The organism is Terrabacter carboxydivorans (assembly GCF_039532035.1).
GTDB lineage: Bacteria > Actinomycetota > Actinomycetes > Actinomycetales > Dermatophilaceae > Terrabacter > Terrabacter carboxydivorans.
The window spans coordinates 13,135-37,050 of the sequence record NZ_BAAARE010000022.1 but is presented as its reverse complement, the minus strand read 5'-3'; the positions used below and the strand labels follow the sequence as shown (position 1 = coordinate 37,050).

At 71.1% G+C, this 23,916-nt stretch carries 23 protein-coding genes and 3 tRNA genes; 7 read left to right on the top strand and 19 right to left on the bottom strand.

Going from position 1 to position 23,916, the window contains the following annotated elements; translation table 11 throughout:
* The first annotated feature begins 2 nt into the window (after positions 1 to 2).
* Complete coding sequence (locus ABD297_RS19725) at positions 3 to 719, top strand: DUF6338 family protein (RefSeq protein WP_344256810.1); 717 nt, start codon at positions 3 to 5, stop codon at positions 717 to 719.
* 45 nt (positions 720 to 764) lie between these two features.
* Here the strand turns inward: ABD297_RS19725 and ABD297_RS19720 are convergent.
* Positions 765 to 838, bottom strand: a tRNA-Phe gene (locus ABD297_RS19720).
* A 222-nt stretch (positions 839 to 1,060) separates the two neighbouring features.
* Between ABD297_RS19720 and ABD297_RS19715 the strand changes: the two genes are divergently transcribed.
* Positions 1,061 to 1,627 carry a YceI family protein gene (locus tag ABD297_RS19715; RefSeq protein WP_344256809.1) on the top strand — a complete coding sequence of 189 codons (567 nt, stop codon included), beginning with the start codon at positions 1,061 to 1,063 and terminating at the stop codon, positions 1,625 to 1,627.
* 66 nt (positions 1,628 to 1,693) lie between these two features.
* Here ABD297_RS19715 and ABD297_RS19710 read toward each other — a convergent pair whose 3' ends face one another.
* The gene (locus ABD297_RS19710) at positions 1,694 to 2,215 is read right to left on the bottom strand and encodes a hypothetical protein (protein ID WP_344256808.1); all 522 of its coding nucleotides are present in this window, start codon (positions 2,213 to 2,215) and stop codon (positions 1,694 to 1,696) included.
* A gap of 146 nt (positions 2,216 to 2,361) precedes the next feature.
* Between ABD297_RS19710 and ABD297_RS19705 the strand changes: the two genes are divergently transcribed.
* Positions 2,362 to 3,798 carry a GuaB1 family IMP dehydrogenase-related protein gene (locus ABD297_RS19705; protein WP_344256807.1) on the top strand — a complete coding sequence of 479 codons (1,437 nt, stop codon included), beginning with the start codon at positions 2,362 to 2,364 and terminating at the stop codon, positions 3,796 to 3,798.
* 158 nt (positions 3,799 to 3,956) lie between these two features.
* On the opposite strand, the gene ABD297_RS19700 is transcribed toward ABD297_RS19705, so the two are convergent.
* From ABD297_RS19700 to ABD297_RS19690, 3 genes are read right to left on the bottom strand one after another with little or no spacing between them, the layout of a single operon-like run.
* Positions 3,957 to 4,658 (bottom strand): HAD family hydrolase, encoded by a 702-nt coding sequence (locus ABD297_RS19700; RefSeq protein ID WP_344256806.1) that lies wholly within the window; start codon positions 4,656 to 4,658, stop codon positions 3,957 to 3,959.
* Positions 4,648 to 5,928: a fatty acid desaturase family protein gene (locus ABD297_RS19695; protein ID WP_344256805.1), complete on the bottom strand. Its 1,281-nt coding sequence runs from the start codon at positions 5,926 to 5,928 to the stop codon at positions 4,648 to 4,650. Before ABD297_RS19695 ends, ABD297_RS19700 begins: the two co-directional genes overlap by 11 nt.
* Positions 5,929 to 5,941: 13 nt before the next feature.
* Positions 5,942 to 7,012, bottom strand: a complete 1,071-nt coding sequence (locus ABD297_RS19690) for a ferredoxin reductase (protein WP_344256804.1) — start codon at positions 7,010 to 7,012, stop codon at positions 5,942 to 5,944.
* Between the two features lie 99 nt (positions 7,013 to 7,111).
* Here ABD297_RS19690 and ABD297_RS19685 point away from each other — a divergent pair, with 99 nt between their 5' ends.
* Positions 7,112 to 8,302 carry a PucR family transcriptional regulator gene (locus ABD297_RS19685; RefSeq protein WP_486388996.1) on the top strand — a complete coding sequence of 397 codons (1,191 nt, stop codon included), beginning with the start codon at positions 7,112 to 7,114 and terminating at the stop codon, positions 8,300 to 8,302.
* Positions 8,303 to 8,451: 149 nt separating this feature from the next.
* On the opposite strand, the gene ABD297_RS19680 is transcribed toward ABD297_RS19685, so the two are convergent.
* The 11 genes from ABD297_RS19680 to ABD297_RS19630 all read right to left on the bottom strand — a co-directional run bounded on the left by ABD297_RS19680 (position 8,452) and on the right by ABD297_RS19630 (position 15,854).
* Positions 8,452 to 9,408, bottom strand: a complete 957-nt coding sequence (locus ABD297_RS19680) for a D-2-hydroxyacid dehydrogenase family protein (RefSeq protein ID WP_344256801.1) — start codon at positions 9,406 to 9,408, stop codon at positions 8,452 to 8,454.
* A 79-nt stretch (positions 9,409 to 9,487) separates the two neighbouring features.
* Positions 9,488 to 9,561: transfer RNA gene (locus tag ABD297_RS19675), tRNA-Asp, on the bottom strand.
* Positions 9,562 to 9,593: 32 nt separating this feature from the next.
* A tRNA-Glu gene (locus ABD297_RS19670) sits at positions 9,594 to 9,666 on the bottom strand.
* 92 nt (positions 9,667 to 9,758) lie between these two features.
* Positions 9,759 to 10,805, bottom strand: coding sequence for a PHP domain-containing protein (locus tag ABD297_RS19665; RefSeq protein ID WP_344256800.1), 1,047 nt, complete (start codon positions 10,803 to 10,805; stop codon positions 9,759 to 9,761).
* A 39-nt stretch (positions 10,806 to 10,844) separates the two neighbouring features.
* Positions 10,845 to 11,723, bottom strand: coding sequence for a hypothetical protein (locus ABD297_RS19660; RefSeq protein ID WP_344256799.1), 879 nt, complete (start codon positions 11,721 to 11,723; stop codon positions 10,845 to 10,847).
* Positions 11,720 to 12,223 (bottom strand): SigE family RNA polymerase sigma factor, encoded by a 504-nt coding sequence (locus ABD297_RS19655; protein ID WP_344256798.1) that lies wholly within the window; start codon positions 12,221 to 12,223, stop codon positions 11,720 to 11,722. The genes ABD297_RS19660 and ABD297_RS19655 overlap by 4 nt, the downstream gene beginning before the upstream one ends.
* 133 nt (positions 12,224 to 12,356) lie before the next feature.
* The gene (locus ABD297_RS19650) at positions 12,357 to 12,902 is read right to left on the bottom strand and encodes an NUDIX domain-containing protein (protein WP_344256797.1); all 546 of its coding nucleotides are present in this window, start codon (positions 12,900 to 12,902) and stop codon (positions 12,357 to 12,359) included.
* A 106-nt stretch (positions 12,903 to 13,008) separates the two neighbouring features.
* Positions 13,009 to 13,617 carry a methylated-DNA--[protein]-cysteine S-methyltransferase gene (locus ABD297_RS19645; RefSeq protein ID WP_344256796.1) on the bottom strand — a complete coding sequence of 203 codons (609 nt, stop codon included), beginning with the start codon at positions 13,615 to 13,617 and terminating at the stop codon, positions 13,009 to 13,011.
* Positions 13,610 to 14,110, bottom strand: a complete 501-nt coding sequence (locus tag ABD297_RS19640; RefSeq protein ID WP_344256795.1) for an RNA polymerase sigma factor — start codon at positions 14,108 to 14,110, stop codon at positions 13,610 to 13,612. The genes ABD297_RS19645 and ABD297_RS19640 overlap by 8 nt, the downstream gene beginning before the upstream one ends.
* A gap of 203 nt (positions 14,111 to 14,313) precedes the next feature.
* Positions 14,314 to 14,826 carry a methylated-DNA--[protein]-cysteine S-methyltransferase gene (locus ABD297_RS19635; protein ID WP_344256794.1) on the bottom strand — a complete coding sequence of 171 codons (513 nt, stop codon included), beginning with the start codon at positions 14,824 to 14,826 and terminating at the stop codon, positions 14,314 to 14,316.
* Entirely contained in the window at positions 14,823 to 15,854 is a 1,032-nt protein-coding gene (locus ABD297_RS19630) for a cation diffusion facilitator family transporter (protein ID WP_425581202.1), read from the bottom strand. Before ABD297_RS19630 ends, ABD297_RS19635 begins: the two co-directional genes overlap by 4 nt.
* Positions 15,855 to 15,985: 131 nt before the next feature.
* Between ABD297_RS19630 and ABD297_RS19625 the strand changes: the two genes are divergently transcribed.
* Together ABD297_RS19625 and ABD297_RS19620 are read left to right on the top strand one after the other, a co-directional pair.
* The gene (locus tag ABD297_RS19625) at positions 15,986 to 16,180 is read left to right on the top strand and encodes a CsbD family protein (RefSeq protein ID WP_344256793.1); all 195 of its coding nucleotides are present in this window, start codon (positions 15,986 to 15,988) and stop codon (positions 16,178 to 16,180) included.
* A 180-nt stretch (positions 16,181 to 16,360) separates the two neighbouring features.
* Complete coding sequence (locus tag ABD297_RS19620) at positions 16,361 to 18,802, top strand: phosphoketolase family protein (RefSeq protein ID WP_344256792.1); 2,442 nt, start codon at positions 16,361 to 16,363, stop codon at positions 18,800 to 18,802.
* Between the two features lie 81 nt (positions 18,803 to 18,883).
* Here the strand turns inward: ABD297_RS19620 and ABD297_RS19615 are convergent, their stop codons facing one another.
* Genes ABD297_RS19615 through ABD297_RS19605 form a run of 3 tightly spaced genes read right to left on the bottom strand, consistent with a single transcriptional unit; the run spans position 18,884 to position 22,036 of the window.
* Positions 18,884 to 19,672 (bottom strand): DeoR/GlpR family DNA-binding transcription regulator, encoded by a 789-nt coding sequence (locus ABD297_RS19615; protein ID WP_344256791.1) that lies wholly within the window; start codon positions 19,670 to 19,672, stop codon positions 18,884 to 18,886.
* Between the two features lie 10 nt (positions 19,673 to 19,682).
* Positions 19,683 to 20,690, bottom strand: a complete 1,008-nt coding sequence (pdxA, locus tag ABD297_RS19610) for a 4-hydroxythreonine-4-phosphate dehydrogenase PdxA (protein ID WP_344256789.1) — start codon at positions 20,688 to 20,690, stop codon at positions 19,683 to 19,685.
* The gene (locus tag ABD297_RS19605) at positions 20,687 to 22,036 is read right to left on the bottom strand and encodes a four-carbon acid sugar kinase family protein (protein ID WP_344256788.1); all 1,350 of its coding nucleotides are present in this window, start codon (positions 22,034 to 22,036) and stop codon (positions 20,687 to 20,689) included. The genes pdxA and ABD297_RS19605 overlap by 4 nt, the downstream gene beginning before the upstream one ends.
* Positions 22,037 to 22,284: 248 nt before the next feature.
* On the opposite strand from ABD297_RS19605, the gene ABD297_RS19600 reads away from it, so the two are divergent.
* Positions 22,285 to 23,913, top strand: a complete 1,629-nt coding sequence (locus ABD297_RS19600) for an ABC transporter substrate-binding protein (RefSeq protein WP_344256787.1) — start codon at positions 22,285 to 22,287, stop codon at positions 23,911 to 23,913.
* The last annotated feature ends 3 nt before the right edge of the window (positions 23,914 to 23,916 follow it).

The window sequence follows — 23,916 nt, the reverse complement described above, 5'->3', positions numbered from 1 at the left end:
ACATGGTCCCCGAGACGCTCGGCGCGATCCTCGTCTTTCTGGCGTTCATCGCTCCGGGTCTCGCCTTCGAGCTGCTGCGCGAGCGTCGGCGTCCCTTCATCGAGGAGACCGCCTTTCGCGAGGCGAGCCGGATCGCCCTGACCAGCATGCTGTTCAGCCTCGGAGGGCTCTCGGTCCTCGCGGTGGCGCAGGCGCTCGGCGCGACGTGGGTGGTCGACAGCAGCCGGTGGCTGACCGACGGACAGGCCTACGTGTCGGCCCACTTGGGACAGGTGACGGCGAGCGTGCTCGTCTTCGTCGGCATCTCGCTCGGGCTGTCGCTGCTGGCGGACTGGCTGCTGCGCCGCTCGGCGCCGGGACGCATCGTGCCGGGGAGCGTCTGGTTCGCCCTCTTCCGGCAGCACCGTCCGGAGGGCGCCACGCCGTGGGTCCACCTGCGCCTCAAGGACGGGACGGAGGTGTGGGGATTCGTGGGGGACTACACGCCCGACCAGAGGCTCGAGAACCGCGAGCTCGTCCTGGAGCAGCCGCGCCTGCAGTACCGCCGTCCGGGGCAGGACCAGAACGTCATGTTGCCGACCTGGTCGTTCATCTCCGTCCGTGGCGAGGACATCGCCTGGATGAAGGTCCAGTACGTCGAGGACGGCCCGCGGGGCGGCATCGTGCCGGCCCGCTACGCGCACCCGCCCGCCACATCGCACGGCCAGCGCGGGAGATGACGAAACCGCCGTCCGGACGGGTCCGGACGGCGGTTCCATGTGTTGTGGCCAGGGGCGGGGTCGAACCGCCGACCTTCCGATTTTCAGTCGGACGCTCGTACCAACTGAGCTACCTGGCCGGGACAACGAGTGGAACTATAGCCGACCGCTGCGCCGATCCCGCAAACCGTCTGCGGTGGTGCCGCCGCGGGCGGCGACCCGTGACGGGGTATGGGCAGGACGGCCGTTCGGGGGCCGCGAGCCAGGCGTACTTGCGATCACCTCGCGGGAAGTGAAGGATTCAAGCATCCCGGTCGTGAGAGGATGCCGCGACTCATCAACCGACCCGCAGGGGAGAGATCATGACCGACCACGGATCCGCGCTCAGCGGGGACTGGGACTTCGACCCGGCCCACACCCGTATCGGGTTCTCTGCGCGCCACGCGATGGTCACGACGGTGCGTGGCTCGTTCAACGACGTGACCGGCCGCTTCTACGCCGACCTCGACGACATGTCGAAGTCCTACGCCGAGGTGGTCCTCAAGGTCGCCAGCGTCGACACGCGCAACCAGCAGCGCGACGACCACCTGCGCAGCGGCGACTTCTTCGACGCGGAGAAGTGGCCCGAGATCCGCTTCGAGAGCACGCGCATCGAAGAGGTCGAGGACAACGCCTACATGGTCACGGGCAACCTCTCGATCCGCGACGTGACCAAGCCGGTCACGATCCCGATCGAGCTCGTGGGTGTCCAGGCCGACGCGCAGGGCGCCCTGCGCGCGGGCTTCGAGGGGTCGCGACGGATCAACCGCCGCGACTTCGGTCTCGAGTGGAACATGCCGCTCGACGCCGGTGGCGTCCTCGTGTCCGAGAAGATCTCGCTCGAGTTCGAGATCTCCGCGGTCAAGCGGGACGGCGACCAGCAGGGCTGAGCCCACCCCGAGGTATGCCGTGTCGCCGGGTGGCGCGCGGACACCTGAGGCCCGTGGTTCGTCGTCTCAGGCCGACGGTCCCTTGGTGCGCACGTCGGCGACGTGCGACATGGCTTCGCGCAGCTCCCCGAGCCAGTCGCTCTCGTGCTGTCCGACGAGCTTGACGCACCAGGCCAGGGCCTCGGCGCGTGACCGGGCGACGCCTGCGTCGACCAGGGTGTCGAGCACGAGCCGCTCGGGCTGGCGCAGCCGCGTCATCGCCGGGGCGGCGACGTGGGTGAACAGCTCCGTGCGGTCGCCGACGCGCACGGCCCAGGAGACCTTGCGCTCGAAGCGGTGCTCGGCCTCGCGAGCGATCTCGATGCGTCGTCCGCGGGTGTCCTCGCGGAAGGCCTTGGTGCGTCCGGCGCGGGCCTCGTCGCGCTCGGCGTCGCTTGACCCGTCGGGCAGGTCGACGTCGGCGACCGTGAGCACGACCGTGATCTCCTCGCGGTCGACGGTGATCTCGGGCGCCGTGACGCGCCACTCCTCGGGCAGGCGGCCGACGAACCAGCCGCGCACCCGCTCCAGTGCTTCGTTCGTAATCATGTAATCAGGATTACGCCGTTGCAGCACCAAGGTCAACGGGTTACGCCGGGGGCGAAGCGCGAGGGCGGGTCCGTCTCGGCCGGCAGTGGACGGCATACGTCGTCGGTGGGGGTCTGCGTGCGTGCGGGCGCCTAGAGTTGGTGACCGTGCAGTTCCTCAACGGCCTCCAGCCCTCGCTCGACCTCACCTACGACGACGTCTTCATGGTCCCGAGCCGCTCGTCCGTGACGAGCCGACTCGACGTCGACCTGTCGACCGTCGACGGGTCGGGCACCACGATCCCGCTCGTCGTGGCCAACATGACGGCCATCGCCGGCCGCCGCATGGCCGAGACGGTCGCGCGCCGCGGCGGCATCGCCGTCATCCCGCAGGACATCCCCGTCGAGGTCGTGCGCGACGTCGTCGGCTGGGTCAAGCAGCGCCACCTCGTGCACGACACCGCGATCACGCTGGAGCGCCACGTGACCGCCGGGGAGGCCCTCGTGCTCATCGGCAAGCGTGCCCATGGCGCCGCCGTCGTCGTCGACGGGCCCAAGCCGGTCGGCATCGTCACCGAGAAGGACCTCACCGGCGTCGACCGCTACACGCAGGTTCACGACGTCATGCACGAGGAGATGCTCGTGCTGCCCGACTCCATCGACCCGCAGGAGGCCTTCGAGCGGCTGTCGGCGGCGCGTCGCAAGGTCGCGCCCGTCGTCTCCGAGCACGGTGAGCTCGTCGGCATCCTCACGCGCGGCGGCGCGATCCGCGCGGGCCTCTACGACCCCGCCGTCGACGACGACCGCAGGCTGCGCGTCGCCGCGGCCGTCGGCATCAACGGTGACGTCGCCGCCAAGGCTGCCGAGGTGCTGGCCACCGGCGCCGACGTGCTCGTCATCGACACCGCGCACGGGCACCAGGACAAGATGATCGAGGCGCTGCGGGCCGTGCGCGCCCTCGACCCGCGCGTCCCGGTGGTCGCGGGCAACGTCGTGTCAGCCGCCGGCACGCGAGAGCTCATCGAGGCCGGCGCCGACATCGTTAAGGTCGGCGTGGGTCCGGGCGCCATGTGCACGACCCGCATGATGACCGCCGTCGGTCGTCCGCAGTTCTCGGCAGTGCTCGAATGTGCCACGGCCGCAAGGGAGCTCGGCAAGCACGTCTGGGCCGACGGAGGCGTCCGTCACCCGCGCGACGTCGCCCTCGCCCTGGCCGCCGGCGCCTCCAACGTGATGATCGGGTCGTGGTTCGCCGGGACCCTCGAGTCGCCCGGCGACCTCTACACCGACAACGACGGACGGCAGTACAAGGAGTCGTTCGGCATGGCGAGCAGCCGGGCCGTCCGCAACCGGACCGCCACCGACACCGAGTACGACCGCGCCCGCAAGGCGCTCTTCGAGGAGGGCATCAGCACGGCCCGGATGTACGTCGACCCCTCGCGCCCGTCGGTCGAGGACGTCATCGACGAGATCGTCGCCGGCCTGCGCAGCAGCTGCACGTATGCCGGTGCGCGCACTATGGAGGAGTTCCACGAGCGGGCGGTCGTCGGCCTCCAGAGCACGGCCGGCTTCGCCGAGGGGCGCCCGCTGCACACGTCCTGGTGATCTCTCGGACGTGGCGGGCTGTCCGGTTTCGGTCCGGCGATCCGACTCCGGTCGGCTGACAGGTCACCGGACCGAACCCGGCGGGCCGGCATGACCGCCGTAAGGGGATGTGGCCCCCCGGGCGTCAGGGTGCACACGGCATACGTCCTCGGTGGACGTCAGTGGCGCTTGCGGCCCACCTCGACGACGCGCCAGCCCCGCTCCCGGGCGAGCTCGCGCAGCTCACCGTCGGGGTTGACGGCGACGGCGGTGCCGACCCGCTCCATCATGGGCAGGTCGCTGACCGAGTCGCTGTAGGCGACGCTGCGGTCGAGGTCGTAGCCCCGCTCGGCAGCGAGCTTCTCGATCTCGATGACCTTGCCTGCGCCGTAGCAGAACTCACCGGTCAGGTGGCCGGTGTAGCGGCCCTCGTCGTCGAGCTCGCTGCGCGTGGCGACAGCACCCTCGAGCCCGAGCGCGGTGGCGATGCGGCTGACCAGCTCGATGGGAGAGGCCGACACGACGATGCGGTCGTGCCCGACCTCACGCGCCTCCGCCAGCAGGCGCATCGAGGTGGGGATCGCCTTGCGCACGATGCCCGGCACGATCGCGTCGGTCAGGTGGATGATGTCGGACTGCGGGATGCCCGCGACGGCCCGGAGGATGCGCTCGCGCAGCGCCTCCGAGCCCTCGTCGGTGGATCCCTTGCGGTGGAAGGAGATCGCGTTGGCGGTGTCCTTGACGAGGTCCTTCCAGGGCACGTGACCGCCGCGGAAGGCAGCGATCGCGAGCGGGTAGTTGGCAGACCCGCGGATGAGGGTGCGGTCGAGGTCGAAGAACGCGGCCGTCGGCACGGGTCGTGCCGCCGCGTCACCCGACACGCGCCACCATCGGCAGGGCGGCGCCGCGGCGCGGCGGGACGGCAGCATTCACGCCGTCCTTGGGCAGCGACTTCGGTCGGTTCGGCAGCGCCAGGCGGAAGACCTTGGCCCAGGCCTGGTAGACCTGTTTCGGCAGCGGGCCGGTCGTGTAGGGCAGGCCGTAGCGCTGGCAGATCTCGCGCATCTCGACGGCGACCTCGTGGTAGCGGTTGCTCGGCAGGTCGGGGAAGCAGTGGTGCTCGATCTGGTGGCTGAGGTTGCCGGTCATCAGGTGCATGAGCTTGCTGCCGGAGATGTTGGCCGAGCCGAGCATCTGGCGGATGTACCAGTCGCCGCGGGTCTCGCCCTCGATCTCCTCCTCGGTGAAGGTGTCGACACCGTCGGGGAAGTGGCCGCAGAAGATGACCGAGTGGGCCCACACGTTGCGGATCGCGTTGGCGGTGAAGGTGCCGAGGAGGGCCTGCTTGCCCGAGCCGAACGGGACGGCGGCAAGGGGGGTCGCGGCGTAGTCCTTGGTGAACTGGCGGACCACCTTGCGGCCGACGGCCTTGAGGTCCTTCTTGAGGTCCTCCTTGGACTTCTCGCCGTCCTTGACCGCCTCGAGCTCGAGGTCGTAGATGGCGATGCCCCACTCGAAGAACGGCGCGAGGATCATGTTGTAGAGCGGGTTCCCGAGGTTGCCGGGGTGCCACGGCTGGTCCTCGTCCATGCGCAGGATGGAGTAGCCGACGTCCTTGTCCTTGCCCAGCACGTTGGTCCACGTGTGGTGCAGGTCGTTGTGGGTGTGCTTCCAGGCGGCGGCGGGCGTGACGAAGTCCCACTCCCAGGTGGTGGAGTGGATGTCGGGGTCGCGCATCCAGTCCCACTGCCCGTGCAGGACGTTGTGGCCGATCTCCATGTTCTCGAGGATCTTCGCGACCGAGAGCATCGCGGTGCCGGCGACGAACGCCGTCTTCTTCCGTGACAGCAGCAGGGTGGCGCGACCGGCGACCTCGAGGGTGCGCTGCACGCGGATGACGCGACGGATGTAGGCCGCGTCCGTGGCGCCGCGCGAGGCGATGATGCGGTCTCGGATCGCGTCGAGCTCCTGGCCGAGGCGCTCGACGTCGGCGTCCGACAGGTGCGCAGCGGCGCTGGGACGCTTCAGAGGACCACCGGACGCAGCGAGGACGGGCTTCCTGGGCCGGATCGTCGCGGCAGTGCCTGCAACGGCACCGACGGAGCCGGCGCCGGTGGGCGTCGTCGTGGGTCGGTTCGTGGTGGCTGTCATGGTGTTTCCCTTCCTAGATGTCCAGGTGGACGGGTCCGGCGGCCGCGTTGACGCAGGTCTGGATGAGCTCGCCCTCGTCGCCGTGGACCTCGCCGGTGCGAAGGTCGCGGACCTTGCCGGCCACGAGCGGGACGAGGCAGCTGCGGCAGATGCCCATGCGGCACCCGCTCGGCATGACCACGCCGCACTCCTCGCCGGCCTCGAGGAGGGGGACGTCGCCGCCCACCTCCAGCTCCTTGTCCGACTTCTCGAACGTCAGCAGGCCGCCCTCACCGCCGGATCCCTCCAGCAGCACGGGGGCGAAGCGCTCGATGGTGAGGTGGGGGTGGGCGGGGTCCTCGCCGTCGCGCAGCCACAGCTCGGTCGCCGCGTCGAGGAAGTCCGTCGGACCGCAGGCGTATGCCGCCCGCTCACGCCAGTCGGGACAGAGCGTCTCGAGGTCGGTGACGTCCGAGAGGTCGAGGCGCCGGCCGCCCTCCTCGCGGGTGAACCAGTGGCGCACGGTGAGGCCGGGGAACTGGTCGGCCAGCTCGAGCAGCTCGTCGTGGAAGAGCGCCTCTTCGCGGGTGCGTGCAGAGTGGATGAGCACGACGTCGGCGTCGGGCCGGCGCGGCACGAGGGTGCGGATCATCGACATGACCGGTGTCAGGCCGCTGCCGGCCGTGAGCATCAGGAGCGGGCGCGGGTGCTCGGGGAGCACGAAGTCGCCCTGCGGGGTGTCGAGGAAGAGGATGTCGCCGACCTTGGTGTCCCGGGCCAGCGCGGTCGAGACGACGCCGATGGCGGTGACCGTGATGGCCGGGTCGTGGCCGACGGCGGCGGACAGCGAGTAGCTGCGCCACTGGCGCACGCCGTCGATCTCGACGCCGATGCGGGCCCACTGGCCGGCGGCGTGGGGGTTCCAGCCGCGACCGGGCCGGAAGTGGATCGTCGTCGAGTCGGCGGTCTCGCGGACCACCTTCGTCACGACGCCGCGCAGCTGCCGGGCCGACGCCAGCGGGTTGACGAGGTTGAGGAAGTCCTCGGGCTCGCGCGGGGTCGTCAGGAGCGACGCCACACGCCGGAGAGCACGGAACTGAGTCATGGTTCCATCATGGTCTTCACAGGGTCCGCGCGTCTTGGGGCGACGCGTACTCTTTGAGTCAAGAAACTGTTGCGTCACGACAATTTGCTGGAGGCCGACGTGGCACAGGACACATCAGACCCACCGTGGTTGTCTCTGCCCGCCGAAGTGGCGGTCGTGCTCCGACCGGTCGTGCGCGACATCGTCGAGGCCATCATCGACGGCATCCCCCGCGACGTCCCGGTCTACGCCATGCCGATGGAGGGGCGCTTCGGGCAGGGGGTGCGCCAGGGCGTGACGATCGCGCTCAACCGCTTCCTCGACCTGCCCGGGACGCGTCTGCCGGCCCTGTCCGACGACGGGAAGTGGGTCTACGAGAACCTCGGCCGCGGCGAGGTGCGCTCGGGCCGCAGCCTCGAGTCGCTGCTCGCCGCCTACCGCTACGGGGCACGGGTCACCTTCCGCGCGATCTCGCGCACGGTGGACGTCTCGCAGATGCCGCCCGATGCGCTGCTCGCGCTGGGGGAGTCGCTCTTCGCCTACATCGACGAGCTGTCGGCGGCGAGCGCGCAGGGCTATGCGCAGGAGCAGTCCGAACGCGCCGGCGAGCAGGTGCGGCTGCGTGGTGAGCTGCTCGAGATGATCCTGCGCGGGGACTCCAGCGACGGCGGCGTGCCGCGCCTGGCCGCTGCCGTCGGGTGGACGCTGCCGGAGGTCGTCGGCGTCGCGCTCGTGCCGTTCCCGCACGTCGACGGTCTGCGGACGGCTCTGGGGCCCGACGCTCTCGTCGCCGAGCGGGGCACCGACGTCGTCGTCGTCTTCCCGTATGCCGCGCGCTCGGCTCGGCGTCGTGACCTCGACCGCGCCCTGCGGGGTCGTCGGGCCATCGTCGGGCCGCCGCGGCCGTGGCAGCAGGCGGGGGAGTCGCTGCACCTCGCGACGTCCGCCGGCGCGCACGGCGTCGGGCCGGCCCCGGACCAGGCCGACGCCGAGACCTCACCCGTCTGGGTCGAGGACCACCTCGCCGAGCTCGTCGTGCACGCCGAGCCGCTCGCCACCGACGACCTCGCCCGCACGCGCCTCGCACCGCTCGACGGCCTGCGCCCGGCCGCCCGCGAACGCCTCACCGAGACGCTCCTGGCCTGGCTGCGGCACCAGGGCCAGCGCGCCCCGATCGCCGAGGACCTCTTCGTCCACCAGCAGACCGTCGGCTACCGCGTCGCCCAGCTCAAGGAGCTCTTCGGTGACGCGCTCGACGACCCCGAGGTGCGGTTCGAGCTCGAGCTCGTCCTGCGCGCCGGACACCGCTGAGCGGGACGCGGCCACACGGCATACGCCGTCGTGACGGGGGAGCCCGTGCGCGAGATCGTGCACCTCGGGTCGCCGGGGCGCACCAGGCGCCCGATCTCGCGCCCGATCTCGCGCCCGATCCCGCGCGCGATCTCGCGTCCGGTCTCGCGTCAGAGCAGCCGGATCGGGGACCCGTCGAGGTATGCCGTGACGTCCTCGACGACGCCGCCGAAGAACGTCGCGTAGACGTCGCGCGTCACGTAGCCGAGATGAGGCGTCAGGAGCGTGCGCGGCGCGGTCCGGAGCGGGTGGTCGGCCGGCAGCGGCTCCTCGTCGAAGACGTCGAGGCCGACGCCGCCGAGGTGGCCCCGATCCAGGGCGGCGAGCAGGGCGCGCTCGTCGACGATGGGCCCGCGCGAGGTGTTGACGAGCAGGGCGTCGGCTCGCATCAGGGCGAGCTCGCGGTCTCCGACGAGCCCGCGGGTGCCGTCGGCGAGCGGCAGGTGGACCGAGACGACGTCGGAGGTGGCGAGCAGCTCGTCGAGCGCGACGGCCCGGGCGCCGGCAGCCTCGGCGCGGTCGGGCGTGAGGTTGCGGCTCCAGGCGACGACGTCCATGCCGAAGGCGCGCCCGACGGCCGCGACCTGCGAGCCGATCCGGCCGAGTCCCAGCAGGCCCAGCGTGTGGCCGCTCAGGTCACGGCCGACCGTCGTCTGCCAGCCGCCGCCTCGCACGGCCGTGGCCTCGGGGACCAGATGCCGAGCCAGGCCGAGGACGAGGGCCCAGGTCAGCTCGGCCGGAGCCGTCGCCAGGCTCTCGGTGCCGCAGACGGTGATGCCCGAGGCGGTTGCGGCAGCGACGTCGATGCTCGGGTTGCGCCGGCCGGTCGTGACGACCAGCCGCAGGTGGGGGAGGGCGGCCAGCACGTCCGCCGGGAGCGGCGTGCGCTCGCGCATGACGACGATGGCGTCGAAGGGGGCCAGCCGCTGCACCAGGGCGTCCGGCTCGCTCACGTGGTCACGGAAGACCTCGACGGTGCACGGCGTGCGTGGGTGGTCGGTGACGGCCGACCAGTCGGCACTGGCCAGAGCCACACCCTGGTAGTCGTCGAGCACCGCGATCCGCACGCGCCCACCCTAGGAGACGGGCCGGCCCCCGACACGGCAGAAGCCCCGCTCTCTGGTGAGAGCGGGGCTTCTGTGCGAGCGACCCCGACCGGGCTCGAACCGGCGACCTCCGCCGTGACAGGGCGGCGCGCTAACCAACTGCGCTACGGGGCCTTACTGGGTGGTGCGTGTCGAACTGTACTGCGTATCCCCAACGGGATTCGAACCCGTGCTGCCGCCGTGAAAGGGCGGAGTCCTAGGCCGCTAGACGATGGGGACCTGCCCGACCTATCCGTTGGGACGTCGAAACTATATGGGAGTTTCTGGCACCGACCAAATCGGCTCCCGGGGCCCCTCCGACGGCGTTCGGATCACCCCTTCGCCCAGGCTCGCACGTCCTCGACCGGCCACGTCGTGACGATGCGCTCGGCGGCGATGCCGAGGCGTTCCGCCCGCTCGCAGCCCAGCGACTTCATGTCGAGCTGCCCGGGGGCGTGGGCGTCGGAGTCGATGGTGAAGAGGCACCCGAGGTCGCGGGCCAGCTCGATGAGCTCGTCCGGCGGGTCGCACCGCTCGGGGCGGGAGTTGATCTCGACGGCGACGTCGTTCTCGAGGCAGGCGCGGAAGACCTTCTCGGCGTCGAACTGCGACGGCGGCCGTTTGCCGCGCCCGCCGGTCACGAGCTGTCCGGTGCAGTGCGCGAGGACGTTGGTGCGCGGGTTGCGCACGGCGGTCACCATGCGCGGGGTCATCTCGAACGACGGCTGGCGCAGCTTGGAGTGGATCGAGGCCGTCACCACGTCGAGCTGCTCGAGCATGTCCTCGTCCTGGTCGAGGCTGCCGTCGAGGTGGATGTCGACCTCGATGCCCTTGAGGAGGGTGAACGCGTCGCCGAGGCTCGCGTTGATCGCCTCGACGCGCTTCAGCTGGTCGGTGAGGCGCTCGCGGCTCAGGCCGTTCGCGATCGTCAGCCGGGGGGAGTGGTCGGTCAGGGCCATCCACTCCTGGCCCAGCTCGACCGCGGCGAGGACCATCTCCTCGATGGGGCTGCCGCCGTCGCTCCAGTTGGAGTGCGCGTGCAGGTCACCGCGCAGGGCCGCATACAGCTCGGCGCCGCCGCTGGTCAGCGGCTCGCCGTGCTTCTCCTCGGCCGACACGAGGTAGGCGGGCAGTACGCCGCGCACCGCCTGTCCGATGATGGCTGCACTCGAGTCGCCGATTCCCTTGATCTGCTTGAGAGTTCCCGCCTCGACACGCTCCTGGAGCTCCTCGTCGCTGATGAGCGTGATCGCCTCGATCGTCTTGCGGAACGCATCGACGCGATAGCTGCTCTCCCGGCCGCGTTCGAGCAGGAAGCAGATGCGGCGGAGCGCGTCGAGCGGGCTGATCGGTGCCTGCGGAGGGGTCGGCTGCTCCATGCCGTGCAGCCTAACCGGGCCGACCGACCGCGTGCGGTCTCACTGCTGCAGGGTCGGCAGCGTGCTCCCGTCCGGCAGCTTCCCCGGCGCGGTCTGGGTGGACGGGACGACACGGACGATGTCGCCGTACTGCTGGGCGAGGAGACCGGGTGCGCTGCCCTCGTCGGCCATGACGACGACCTGGTCGGCGCGGGCGTCCTGCATGACCGCGATGATCTGGACTCCCTTGGAGCGCCACAGCATTCGCTGGTCGATGATCTCCTTGGCGACCTTCTGCTTCTCCTCGAACGTGTGACTCATGACGACGAACTCCACATCGGTCGGGGACGGCATCGCCCGTGAGACGAAGGACTCGAGAGCCGGGTCGTGCCGGGTGACCACGACGGCCACGTGGGCACCTGCGGCGTCGACGGCATACGCCCCCGAGAAGACCTGCGGCCAGCGGGAGGACACCGTCGACTCGATGGCGGTGAAGGCGTTCGTCTGCGGGGTCGAGAGGGTGCCGAACCAGCGGGTCGTGTCGCGGGCCGAGGGGACCGACGGTGCCGAGCCCGAGCCGCTCGAGACCCCCGGTCCGGCGAGCGACTCGGGGCCGCGGGCGCCGTTGCCCTGCCCGGCGCTGGACGAGTCCTTGAGCGCCTCGCCCGCCGAGCCGGCGCTCGCGGTGGTCGAGGTGGCGCCGTGGTTCATCGACACCCACGCGCCACCGACGGCTCCCACGACGACGGCCGCGGCCGCGGCACCGAGCAGCGTCGAGCGCCGGCGAGAGGTGCGGGCGCGCCCGCGCACCAGGGCTCGCTGGGCGAAGAGGTCGTCGCGCGGTGGCTGGAGGTCGTTCATCGTCGACAGCGCCTTTCGCAGCTGCAGCTCGGCATCCTCAGGAGCCGCGCCCCGACCCGGTGTCGTGTCGTCGCTCATGGGAAGGCTCCTGCCCCGGTCAGTGGTGGTTCGGCGAGACGGCCGCGCAGGGCGGCGAGGCCCCGCGAGATCTGGCTCTTGATGGTGCCCTCGGCCACGCCGGTGCACTCGGCGATCTGGGGCACCGTGAGGTCCTCCCAGAAGCGGAGCACGAGCACGGCCCGCTGCTTCTCCGGCAGGTCGCTCAGCAGGTCGGTCAGGGTCATCGCGAGCTCGCGGTCGTGGTCGGTCGTCGCCGGCTCGGGCGCCTCGTCCGTGAGGACCTCGCGGCGGCGCTTGCGCTGGTCGTTGAGGTAGAGGTTCATCATCGTGCGTCGCGTGTAGGCCGTCTCGGCGCCGGAGGCGATCCGCGGCCACGCGACGTAGACCCGCGCCAGCGCCTCCTGGACGAGCTCGTCGCCGTCGGCCCAGTTGCCGCAGAGCAGGTAGGCGCGTCGGCGCAGCATCGTCTGCCGCTCCTCCACGAAGCTGCGGAACGCCGCCTCGTCCCTGCGTCTCATGAGCTCCCGCCGGTTCGGTCGTCAGGTGTGAGTCTCTCGTACACCCCTATGGACACGTGGCCGCGGCGATCCGTTGCAGGCCCGGGCGACTTCTTTCGTATGCCGTGTGCCGGGCTCGCGCCGGCGGGTGCCCTCAGCCCACCCGACCGAGGGCGAGGAGCGCGAACATCAGGGCCGCGACCGTCTCACCGTCGTCGATGACGCCGTCGCGGACCATGCCCAGGACCTCACCGACGGGGACGCGCCGGACCTGACCGATGCCCTCCTCGGCGCGGGCGGCCTCGTCGTCGACGGCAGCGGGCGACAGCCCGGTGGCGAGGTAGACGACCTCGGGCGCCCGGCAGATGCCGTTGAGGGCGTTCATCGTGCCGACCTGCTGCCAGTGCTCGGCCCGGAGCCCGGTCTCCTCGGCGAGCTCGCGGCGGGCGGCGACGAGGGGGTCCTCGCCGTCGGTGCCGCCGGCGGGGACCTCGACCGAGGGACCGACCGTGTGGCGGTCGACCGTGACGAGGACGACCTCGTCGTCGTCGGTCAGGGCCACGACGAAGACGGCGGGCCGCAGGACCTCGACGACCCCGAAGATGCCGTCGCCGCCGTCCGGTCGGGTGACGGCATCTTCGCGGACCCGGATCCACGGGTTCTCGTAGACGACGCGGGTCTCACGCACGGGCCAGGTCACGACGGCTCTCCGGGACGCATGCCCCGATCGTGCCACCCCGAAGTCGAGTGGCCCCGTCGTCCCACGATCCTGGGTCGAGGAAGCCACCCGTCCCGGGCGGGAGTGGTCAAGCCGCCCGCTCGAGGGCGAGGAGGCGTTCCTTGGTCGGCAGGCCGCCGAGGTAGCCCCCGAGGGAGCCGTCCGAGCGCACGACGCGGTGGCAGGGGACGACGATCGGGAGCGGGTTCGTCGCGCAGGCAGAGCCGACGGCCCGCACGGCCCTGGGGCTGCCGGACGCCACCGCCACCTCGCCGTAGCTCTCGGTCGATCCGTAGGGGATCTCGCTGAGGTGCCGCAGCACCGTGAGCCGGAACCCCTTCGCGAGACGCAGGTCGAGGGGGATGTCGAACCCGTGCCGTCGCCCCGCGAAGTAGTCGTCGAGCTCGCGGGCCAGCGGGTCCAGCCGGTCGCCGCCTCGGAGGATCCGCGACCCGACGGACGTGCCGAGCGACTCGAGCACCCGGTCGTGGTCCTCGACCTCGAAGGCGACGCGGACGACGCCCTCGTCGGTCGCCGCGAGGAGCAGCGGGCCGACCGGGGAGTCGACGACACGGTAGGTGGCATCGACCGACGAGTCGGCGGAGGCGCGGGCGACGAGGGCTGCATGGAGGTCCGCGAGGTGCTGGTCCTCATCGGTGGATGCAGTGGCCAGGAGCTGGATCGTGCTGTCAGACATGGGCGCTCACCCTTCCTTGGGGTGCGTAGGTGGACCGGAGTCGAGCGATGCCGTCGGCTGCGGCGCGGCGTGCTGCCGCTGGCGTGCCGCCGACGATTCGGGCGACCTCGGGGTGCGGCAGGCCGGCGACGTGGTGATAGGCGACGCAGAGTCGCTGCTTCTCCGGCAGGGCGGCGACAGCGCGCCAGAGGTCCCCGTCGCGCAGGGCCTCCTCGGGCTGGTCGCCTCGTGGGGCGGTGGAGTCCGGCACCTCCGCGACCGGAAACGGTCGGCGGGCGCCGGCTCGGGCGACGTCGACGGCTTTGCGGTGCGCGATGGTGACGAGCCACGCCCGGACGTTCGCGTCGTCGGGCAGGTCGGGCCAGGCACGCAGGGCCGAGAGGAAGGTCTCGGACCACGCGTCGTCGGCCTCGGACGGGCCGAGCACCGCGCGACACACGCGCAGCACGACGGCGCCGTGCTCGGTGACGGCCTGCTCGAACGGTCGCTTCATGTCCTGTAGACGCTCCGGCCCGCGGAAGTGTGAGGTCCTCAGTGTGGCGGACGGGACGACCCGCTCACTCGGGACGGGGAGGCGTGGGGTCGCGGGGCCACGCGAATGTCGTGGGGCGCTCACTCCACCTGGGAGGCGTCGGGTTGCGTGGCCACTCGAGTGGCGTTGGTGTGGGGTTGCGGGGCCACTCGAGTGGGGTCGTGTCAGAAGAGGCGGCCGGACTGGTCGGCGGGAGGCTCCTCGAGCGCGAGGAGGTAGCGCTTGCGGTCCAGCCCACCGGCATACCCCACGAGGGAGCCGTCGGCGCCGATGACGCGGTGGCAGGGCACGACGACGGCGATCGGGTTGCGGCCGTTGGCCGTGCCCACGGCCTGCGCCAGGTTGCGGTCGCCGAGGGCCCGCGCGAGGTCGCCGTAGCTGCGGGTCTCGCCGTAGGGGATCGTGCGCAGCAGCGCCCACACCCGCTGGTGGAAGTCGTCGCCGCGCGGGGCGAGCGGCAGGTCGAACTCGGTCAGGGCGCCGCTGAAGTACGCGGCGAGCTGCACGCCGGCCGCCGCGAACGGCTCGTCGGCCGGGTCGCCGGGCGCCCCGAGGACGTCGGGGTCCTCGGGGCGGTACTTGGCGGCATCCATGAGCAGGTGCGTGACGGCGCCGTCCTCGGCCACCACGGTCAGGTCAGTGATGGGCGAGGGCACGACGACGTGCGTGGGGCTCATGCGTCGTCGTCGCCCCGACCCGGCTGTGGCGGCACGCTCCCGTGCGCAGCGAGGATCTCGTCGTGCGTCGGGATCGGGAACTCGGCGGTGTAGTCGCCGTAGGCACGGGGGTCCTCGGAGGGCTCGAGGTGGCAGGTGAGGGCGATGTCGCCGAACTCCTGGTGCACGGTCTGCTCGACCTCCTCGACGAGGTCGTGGCCCTGCTGGACGGTCCACGCGCCGGGCACGAGGACGTGGACCTCGGCGAAGCGGTGGTGGCCGGACACGCGGGTGCGCAGGGCGTGGAAGTGGACCTCGCGGGTGACGAAGCGCGAGAGGATCTCGGCGATCGCGCTGTTGTCCTCCTTGGGCATGGAGATGTCCATCAGGCCCTCGGTGGACTCGCGGATCAGCTTCCACCCGGTCCAGACGATGTTGACGCCGACGAGGAAGGCGATGATCGGGTCGAGCCGCTCGACGTGGGTCAGCCCGACGAGGAGCACGCCGACGACGACGCCGGCCGAGGTCCACACGTCGGTCATGAGGTGCTTGCCGTCGGCGGTCAGCGTCAGCGAGCGGTAGCGACGACCGGCTCGCAGCAGGACGACCGCGACCGCGCCGTTGACGGCCGAGGCGACGACGGAGATGGCGAGGCCGAGGCCGACGTTCTCGATGGGCTGCGGGTTGAGGAAGCGCTCGACCGCGGTGTACATGATCACGAGGGCGGCGACGAAGATCATCATCCCCTCGATGGCCGCCGAGAAGTACTCGGCCTTGGTGTGACCGAAGTGGTGGTTCTTGTCGGCGGGCATGGCCGCCACCTTGAGCGCGATGAGCACGGCGATCGCGGCGACGAGGTTGACGACCGACTCGGCGGCGTCGGACAGCAGGCCGACCGAGCCGGTGATGCGCCAGGCGATGACCTTGAGGGTGATCGTGACGATGGCGGCCGCGATGGACAGGTAGGCGAACCGGCTGAGGTCTCGCGTCTGCGGCCCACGGGAGGGCGGCGCAGGGGGCTCGGAGGCGGGATTCGGGATCGTGGTCACCCCCCAAGTGTCGCAAAGAGCACCGACGACGTCGGCGCGTGACCACCGTCACCGCCCACGGGGTGTGGTGGCGAACCACTGCGAGCGGGTAGGGGCAGAGGTATCCGATCGAAGGCGAAAGGGGTCCCGACATGGGTATCGAAGACAAGGCCAGCAACATGGGTGAAGACCTGAAGGGCAAGGCCAAGGAAACCGCCGGAAAGGTCACCGACAACGAGCGACTCGAGGCCGAGGGCGAGCGTGACCAGGCCTCGGCGGACCTCAAGCAGCGGGGCGAGCAGCTCAAGGATGCGGGCAAGGACGTCAAGGACGCCTTCGACCGCTGACCTTTCCGGAGTGGGGTGGGCCGGTCCCGACGGGGGCCGGCCCACTGCTCTGTCCGCTCGGGCCACCGATGGCGTATGCCGTGTGTCCCGGTCGGGAGGCGCCGACCCCTTGCCAGCCCGGCCGGCGTCCGTGAGGCTCGACGAGGACGACGATCACCGACCCCTCGAGAGGCGCCCGCTGTGACGACGACGAGCCAGACGACGAACCAGACGACGAACCAGACGACGAACCAGACGACCACGACCTCCGTGCTGCCCCCCACCGCCGACGAGATCGCGGCGATGGACGCGTGGTGGCGCGCCAACAACTACCTGACGATCGGGCAGATCTACCTGCAGGACAACGCGCTGCTGCAGCGTGCTCTCGTCCCCGACGACATCAAGCCGCGGCTGCTGGGCCACTGGGGCACGAGCCCGGGCCTGTCCTTCGTCTACACGCACATGTCGCGCGTCATCCGGCACACCGGCCAGGAGACGATCTACCTCACCGGTCCCGGGCACGGCGGCCCTGCTCTCGTCGCCGCCGGCTACCTCGAGGGCACGTACTCCGAGATCTACCCGAAGGTGACGACCGACGCCGACGGCGTCCGACGCCTCTTCCGCCAGTTCTCGGCGCCGGGCGGCATCCCGAGCCACGTGTCGGTGACGACGCCGGGCTCGATCCACGAGGGCGGCGAGCTCGGCTACGTCCTCGTCCACGCCTTCGGGGCCGTCATGGACAACCCCGACCTGCTGGCGCTCGCCGTCGTGGGTGACGGCGAGGCCGAGACCGGCCCGCTCGAGGGCTCGTGGAAGGGCATCTCCTTCCTCAACCCGCGTCGTGACGGCGCCGTCCTGCCGATCCTGCACCTCAACGGCGCCAAGATCGCCGGCCCCACGGTGCTGGGACGCAAGGACCCTGCGGAGGTCCGCAGCCTGCTCGAGGGCCACGGCTACGACGTCCTCGAGGTCGAGGGTGACGACGTGCCGGGCATGCACGAGCGTTTCGCGCAGACGCTCGCGACGGCATACGACCGCATCCGCGCGATCCAGGCCGAGGCGCGCGCGGACGGCTGGACCATGGGGGAGCGGCCGCGGTGGCCGCTCATCGTGCTGCGCACCCCCAAGGGCTGGACCGGGCCGGCCGAGGTCGACGGCGTCAAGGTCACCGGCACGTGGCGCTCGCACCAGGTGCCGCTGTCGGGGGTCAAGGAGAACCCCGAGCACCTCGCGCTCCTCGAGAGCTGGATGCGGTCCTACCGCCCCGAGGAGCTGTTCGACGACGAGGGACGACCCAGCGAGCTTGTGCTTCAGGCGAACCCGGAGGGCGACCTCCGCATGAGCGCGTCGCCGCACGCAAACGGCGGCCTCCTGACGAGTGACCTCGACCTGCCCGACTTCCGCGACTACGCCCGCGACGTGCCGTCGCCGGCGAGCGTGCGCGAGGAGTCGACGCGCGCGATCGGCGAGCTCATGCGCGATCTCTACGTGCGCAACCCGACGACGTTCCGGCTCTTCAGCCCCGACGAGACCAACAGCAACAGGGTCGGCGCGGTCTTCGAGGTGTCCGACCGGATGACCGCCGAGCGGGTCACCGACGACGATGTCAAGCTCTCGCACGACGGCCGGGTCATGGAGGTGCTCTCGGAGCACTCCTGCCACGGCTGGCTCGAGGGCTACACCCTGACGGGTCGGCACGGGCTCTTCGCCACCTACGAGGCCTTCGCGATGGTGAGCGCGTCGATGACCGTGCAGCACAGCAAGTGGCTGCAGGAGTCCAACAAGCTCGAGTGGCGCGCCAAGGTGCCGAGCCTCAACATCCTGCTGACGTCGACGGCGTGGCGCAACGACCACAACGGCTTCTCGCACCAGGGCCCCGGCCTCATCCAGACGGTCCTCAACGCGCGCGGCGAGGTGTCGCGCATCTACCTGCCGCCGGACGCGAACTGCCTTCTCTCCGTTGCCGACCACTGCTTCCGGTCCAAGAACTACGTCAACCTGATCGTCATCGACAAGCAGCCCCAGCCGCAGTGGCTGAGCATGGACGACGCCATCGCGCACTGCGCCGCGGGGGCCGGCATCTGGGACTGGGCCGGCACCGACGACGGCGACCGCGACCCCGACGTCGTGCTCGCGTGCGCGGGGGACGTCGTGACGATGGAGGTCGTGGCGGCGGCGCAGATCCTCAAGGAGAAGCTGCCGCAGCTGCGGGTCCGTGTCGTCAACGTCGTCGACCTCATGACGCTGCCGCGGGCGCGCAGCCACCCGCACGGCATGGACGACGTGCGTTTCGGCGAGCTGTTCACCGACCACGTCGACGTCGTCTTCGCCTTCCACGGCTACCACGGCGCGATCCACCAGCTCGTGCACGGCCGCCCCGACGCCGACCGCTTCCACGTGCGCGGCTTCAGCGAGGAGGGCACGACGACGACGCCCTTCGACATGGTCGTGCGCAACGGCGTCGACCGCTACTCCCTCGTCATGGACGCCATCAACAACGCAGGTCGGCAGGTGCGTGGGTCGAGCGAGGTCAAGGCGTGGTGCGAGGCGCAGCTGGCCGAGCACCAGGCCTACATCGTCGAGCACCTCGAGGACATGCCGCAGGTGCGCGACTGGGTCATGACGACCGTCGTCGAGGACTGAGCCACAGCAGGAGCGGGCGTATGCCGTCGGCCCCGACCACGGCATACGCCCGCTCCTCGTCGGGTGGGGTGACGAGAGAGCTCAGTCGCGTCGCGGCGCGATGACGACCTCGACGCCGTTGTCGCGGAACGCTTGCAGGGCAACGGGATCGGCGGACTCGTCGGTGACGAGGGTCCACCGCGAGGGCATGACGGCCCAGGCGTGGAAGGGGGACTGGCCGAGCTTGTCGGCGTGGGCGAGCACGTAGGTGTGCTCGGCGCGGCTCATCATCAGCTCCTTGAGGCGCGTCTGCTCGAGGTCGGCCTCGCAGATGCCGCGCTCGGCGTGGACGCTGTCGGCCCCCATGAAGGCGCGGTCGAACGACATCCGCTGCACGGCCGCCTCGGTGAGCGGGCCGACGAAGGCTTGGCTGAGCGGCCGCAGCCGGCCACCGAGGGCGATGACGTCGATGCCGACGCTGTCGGTCAGGGTGGCCATGGCGCTGATGCCGGCGGTGACGACCGTCAGCTCGGTCAGCTCCGGCGTCTTGGTGATCGCGTCGGCGAGGGCGCCCATCGTCGAGCCGGCGTCGAGCAGCACGGTCTCGCCGGGCTCGATCTGGTCGGCGGCCCACCGCGCGATGTCCCGCTTGGCGGCGTGGGCCTCGCCGAGGCGCTGGCGCAGCGAGGCCTCGGGGTGGTGCGCGAGGCTCATGACACCGCCGTAGGTGCGGGCCAGCTTGCCCTGCGCCGTCAGCTTGGCGAGGTCACGCCGGATCGTCGACGCGGTGACGCCGAGCTGGTCGGAGAGCTCCTCCACGCTCGCGAGACCACTGGTCGTGGCGAGGCGGACGATCTCGCCCCGACGCGTCTGTGCGGTGTGCTTCGCCACGCTGGGCACCTTAGGCGTCGACGGGCCGCGGCGCCATCTCCGCGCCGAGTCGCAGGGCCTCGATCATCGAGCGGTGGTCGGCGATGCCGGTGCCGGCGATGTCGAAGGCCGTGCCGTGGTCGACGGAGGTGCGGATGACCGGCAGGCCGATCGTGACGTTGACGCCCGCCTCGAGGCCGAGCACCTTGACGGGACCGTGCCCCTGGTCGTGGTACATCGCGACGACGAGGTCGTAGTCGCCGCGCCCGGCGAGGAAGAAGAGGGTGTCTGCAGGGAGGGCGCCGTGGACGTCGATGCCGTCGGCGCGCGCCGCCTCGACGCCGGGGTTGATCTTGGACTCCTCCTCGCCGTAGCCGAAGAGGCCGTTCTCGCCCGCGTGCGGGTTGATGCCGCACACGCCGATCTTGGGGTTGGGGTTGCCGGCGTCGACGAGGGCCTTGTGGCCGCGGCGGATGACGCGCTCGACGAGACCGGGCTCGATGCGGTTGACGGCATCGATGAGACCGATGTGGGTCGTCACGTGGATGACCTTGACCCGCTCGGTCGAGAGCATCATCGACACCTCGGGGGTGCCTGTCAGGTGGGCGAGCAGCTCGGTGTGGCCGGGGAAGACGTGACCGCCGGCGTGCAGCGCCTCCTTGTTGAGCGGCGCCGTGCAGATCGCCTGCACCTTGCCGGCCATCGCGAGCTCGGCCGCGACCCGGATGTAGTGGTATGCCGCGTCGCCGGCGACCGCGGACAGCCGGCCGAAGGGCAGGTCCTCGGGGAGCAGGGCCAGGTCGATGACGTTGATGCGACCGGGGATCTCGCTCGCCTGCTCGACCTCGTCGATGGTGACGATGTCGACGGCGACCCCGGCCACCGCGGCGGCCTGCTTGAGGCGCAGCGCGTCACCGACGACGACGGTGCGCGCCATCGTCGCGACGTGCGGGTCGGCGAGAGCCTTGACGATGATCTCGGGGCCGATGCCGGCGCCGTCTCCCATGGTCACGGCGATGCGGGGAAGGGCGGCGCTCATGAGTTCTCCTCGGTGGTCGCGTCGTGGACGGCGCGGGTTGCGGTGTGAGTCGGTTCGGGCGGGCAGGACGTGGGGTCGTCGAGCAGGTGGGCGGCGACGTCGACGAGGGAGGACGCGGAGCCGAAGCTGCCGGGGCGCGTCACGACGAGCCGGCCACCCGGGCGGCAGCTGACGACGGTGCCCGGCTCGATCTCGTCGAGGACCTCGAGCGCATGGACGCTGAGACGGTCGAGGACGGCTCGGGCGGTCTCGCCGCCGGAGAGGAAGGCCGCGTCGTAGCCGTCGAGCAGAGGTGCGACCGCGTCGGCGAGCGCCTCGCCCAGGGCTCGGGAGCGGGTGGGGTCGGCGGGAGCGGCCGGGTCGAGGGCCACCACGACGACTCCGTCACGCGGCAGCCCGGCGAGCTCGACGCGTACGGCCTCGGGGTCGTCGAGCAGGACGCCGGGACGGACGAGCAGGGTCTGCGCGGAGCGCGCAGCCGTCAGGTGCTCGAGCTGGGTCGGGAGTGCCGGGGCCCGCGTCCCGAGCACGAGGAGCAGCGACCGGGTCCCGGTGGTTCGAGGGTTGCGTCCCTCGAACGGTCGAGCCTCGTTGGGATCGGCGATGGTTCGAGCGCCCCGGCCCCGGTCCGGCTCCCGGCGCTGGTCGGCGAGGGCGCGCGTGGCGACAGCCGCCAGGGCGCCGGAGCCGACGAGCAGCACGTCGGAGCTGCCCCTGGTGGCGGCCTCGTGCACGATCTCGAGGTCTCTCTCCGTGACGGCGTCGCAGACGGCGACGAGACCCGACCCGGCCGCGTCGGACAGGGCGGCGGCGACGGCGTCGACGCCGAGCGCCACGACGGTGTGCGGCACGAGGACGGTGGCCAGCGGGTGCAGGGCCTCGGCGACCCGGGAGGGCGCGGGGGTGGGCTCGACGGCCCACAGGTCCGTCTCGTGCAGGGGGGTGCCGCCCACGTGGAGCACGCCGTCGCGGACGACGCGGTCGAGGGCGGGGTTGGCGACGGCCACCACCGCGGTGCGGCCCAGCTCGGCTGCGAGCGCGGCGACCTCTGCGGCGAGGTGGCCGCGCAGGAGGGAGTCGACCTTCTTGACGACGACCGGCGCGCCGGACACCAGCGCTGCTGCCGCGCGCACGGCGCGCACCGCGTCGTCGCGCTCGAGCCGGCGGGAGTCCGTGTCGACCGTGACGACGGTGTCGAGCCGCTGCCCGGGCGTCGGGTCGGGCGGGGAGGCCGGGTCGCCGACGAGGAGGACCGTGCTGCGCGAAACGCGCATCAGTGCGTGGACGGCGCACTCCGCAGCACCGCTGAGGTCGTCAGCGACGATGCCCAGGGCCGGGTCGGTCATGGCTCCTCCTCACTGCGCTCATGGTTGTGCTTTCGCTGTGGCAGCAAGGGTTTTGGCGACCTTGCCGGTGGTGGTGAAAGGAGGTGCGGGAACCTTCGGGACTGAGCCGGACGGCATACGCCGAACCGTCCTTTCACAAAAAACGCTACAGGTATTGCGCACATCGCGCAATGGTGCGAAGGTTGGTCAACCCGAGGGGCGCAGCGTGCGCCACCGACGGGGAGGCCACCGCTCAACGAGGAGTCCCGATGCCCCAGCAGCCTGCACTGCTTCCCACGTCTGACCAGCCGACGCGTGAGGTCTCGCGTCGCTCGATCCTCAAGCTGGCCTCGCTGGCCGGCGCCGGAGCGCTCTTCGCTCCCGCACTCGCCGCCTGTGCCGGGCCCAAGACCGCCAACACGGCGAGCACTGCCGGGGCGGGGGCTGCAGGGGGCACACTGAGCATCGTGCTCAACCGCAACCTGGTCAGCCTCGACAACAAGCTGAACCAGTACGACGCGGCCGTCACCGTCCAGCGCGCCGTGCGCGAGGCCCTGACGAAGATCGGCGACGACCTCAAGCCCCAGCTCGTCCTCGCCGAGTCGTTCGAGCAGACGAAGCCCACCGAGTGGACCGTCAAGCTGCGCAGCGACATCCACTACTCCGACAAGTCGCCGGTCACCGTCGAGGACGTCGAGACCGCGCTCAAGCTCTACTTCCAGGTCAAGGCCGGCTACGTCGCCTCGCAGTTCCCGGAGCAGCCGAGCTTCAAGAAGGTCGACGACAAGACGTTCACGCTCACGACCAAGGTCCCCGTCGTCACGCTCAACTCCCTGATGTCCAACATCCTCATCACCCCGGCCAAGGACAACAAGGCCGAGGAGCTGAGCAACGGCCTCGGCACCGGACCCTTCGTCATCGCGAACGCCGACACCGGCACCGGCACCTACAAGCTGACGCGCAACGACAACTACTGGGGCGAGAAGGCCAAGCTGCAGGAGGTCAACGTCAGCTACCAGGAGGAGGAGGGTGCGCGCGTCATCGCCATCACCTCCGGCCAGGCCGACGTCATCGACACCATCACCCCCGAGTCGGCGGCCGCGCTCAAGACCAACGCCGACGTCGACGTCATCGAGACGCCGGGCACGCGCCTGATCCACCTGTTCTACAACTTCCGCAAGCCCTCGAGCAGCCCGCTGTCCAAGCCGGAGGTGCGCGAGGCGCTCAGCTACGCGATCGACCACGCCTCGCTCATCAAGGCGCTGATGAACAACCAGGTGACCTCGGCCGAGGGCGTCGTGCCCAAGACCCTCGCCGGCTTCGCCCGTACGGGGGAGTACACCTACGACCCGGCCAAGGCCAAGCAGATGCTCGCGGCCGCCGGTGCGAGCGACCTCAAGCTCACCTTCATCTGGGAGGACTCCGAGTTCGCCGGTGCCTCGCGGGTGCTCGAGGCCATCTCGCAGATGCTCGCCGCGGTCGGCGTCACGGCCACCCTCAAGATGATCCCCAAGGGCGGCGAGATCAACGCGTGGCGCCGTGGCGAGGCCGGCGACTGGGACGTGCTGGCCAACGGCTACGGCAACCAGACCGGCCTGGCCCTGACCAACCTGCAGGGGCAGTACGGCGGCACGGCGGAGAAGGAGAAGACGCGCGACACCTACCAGGGCTTCGTCGCGCCCGACATCTCCTCGCTGCTGGACCAGGCGGGCGCCGAGGCCGACGAGGCCAAGCGCGACGACCTGCTGAAGCAGGCCCAGGAGAAGATCTGGGCGCTCTGGCCGGCCATGTGGGCCTGGACGCCCAACAACGTCCTCGCCAAGCGCAAGCGCGTCACGACCCTCAAGCTGCGCGCCATCAACTCCTACGACCTCGGATCCGTGACGGTCTCGGCCTGACCG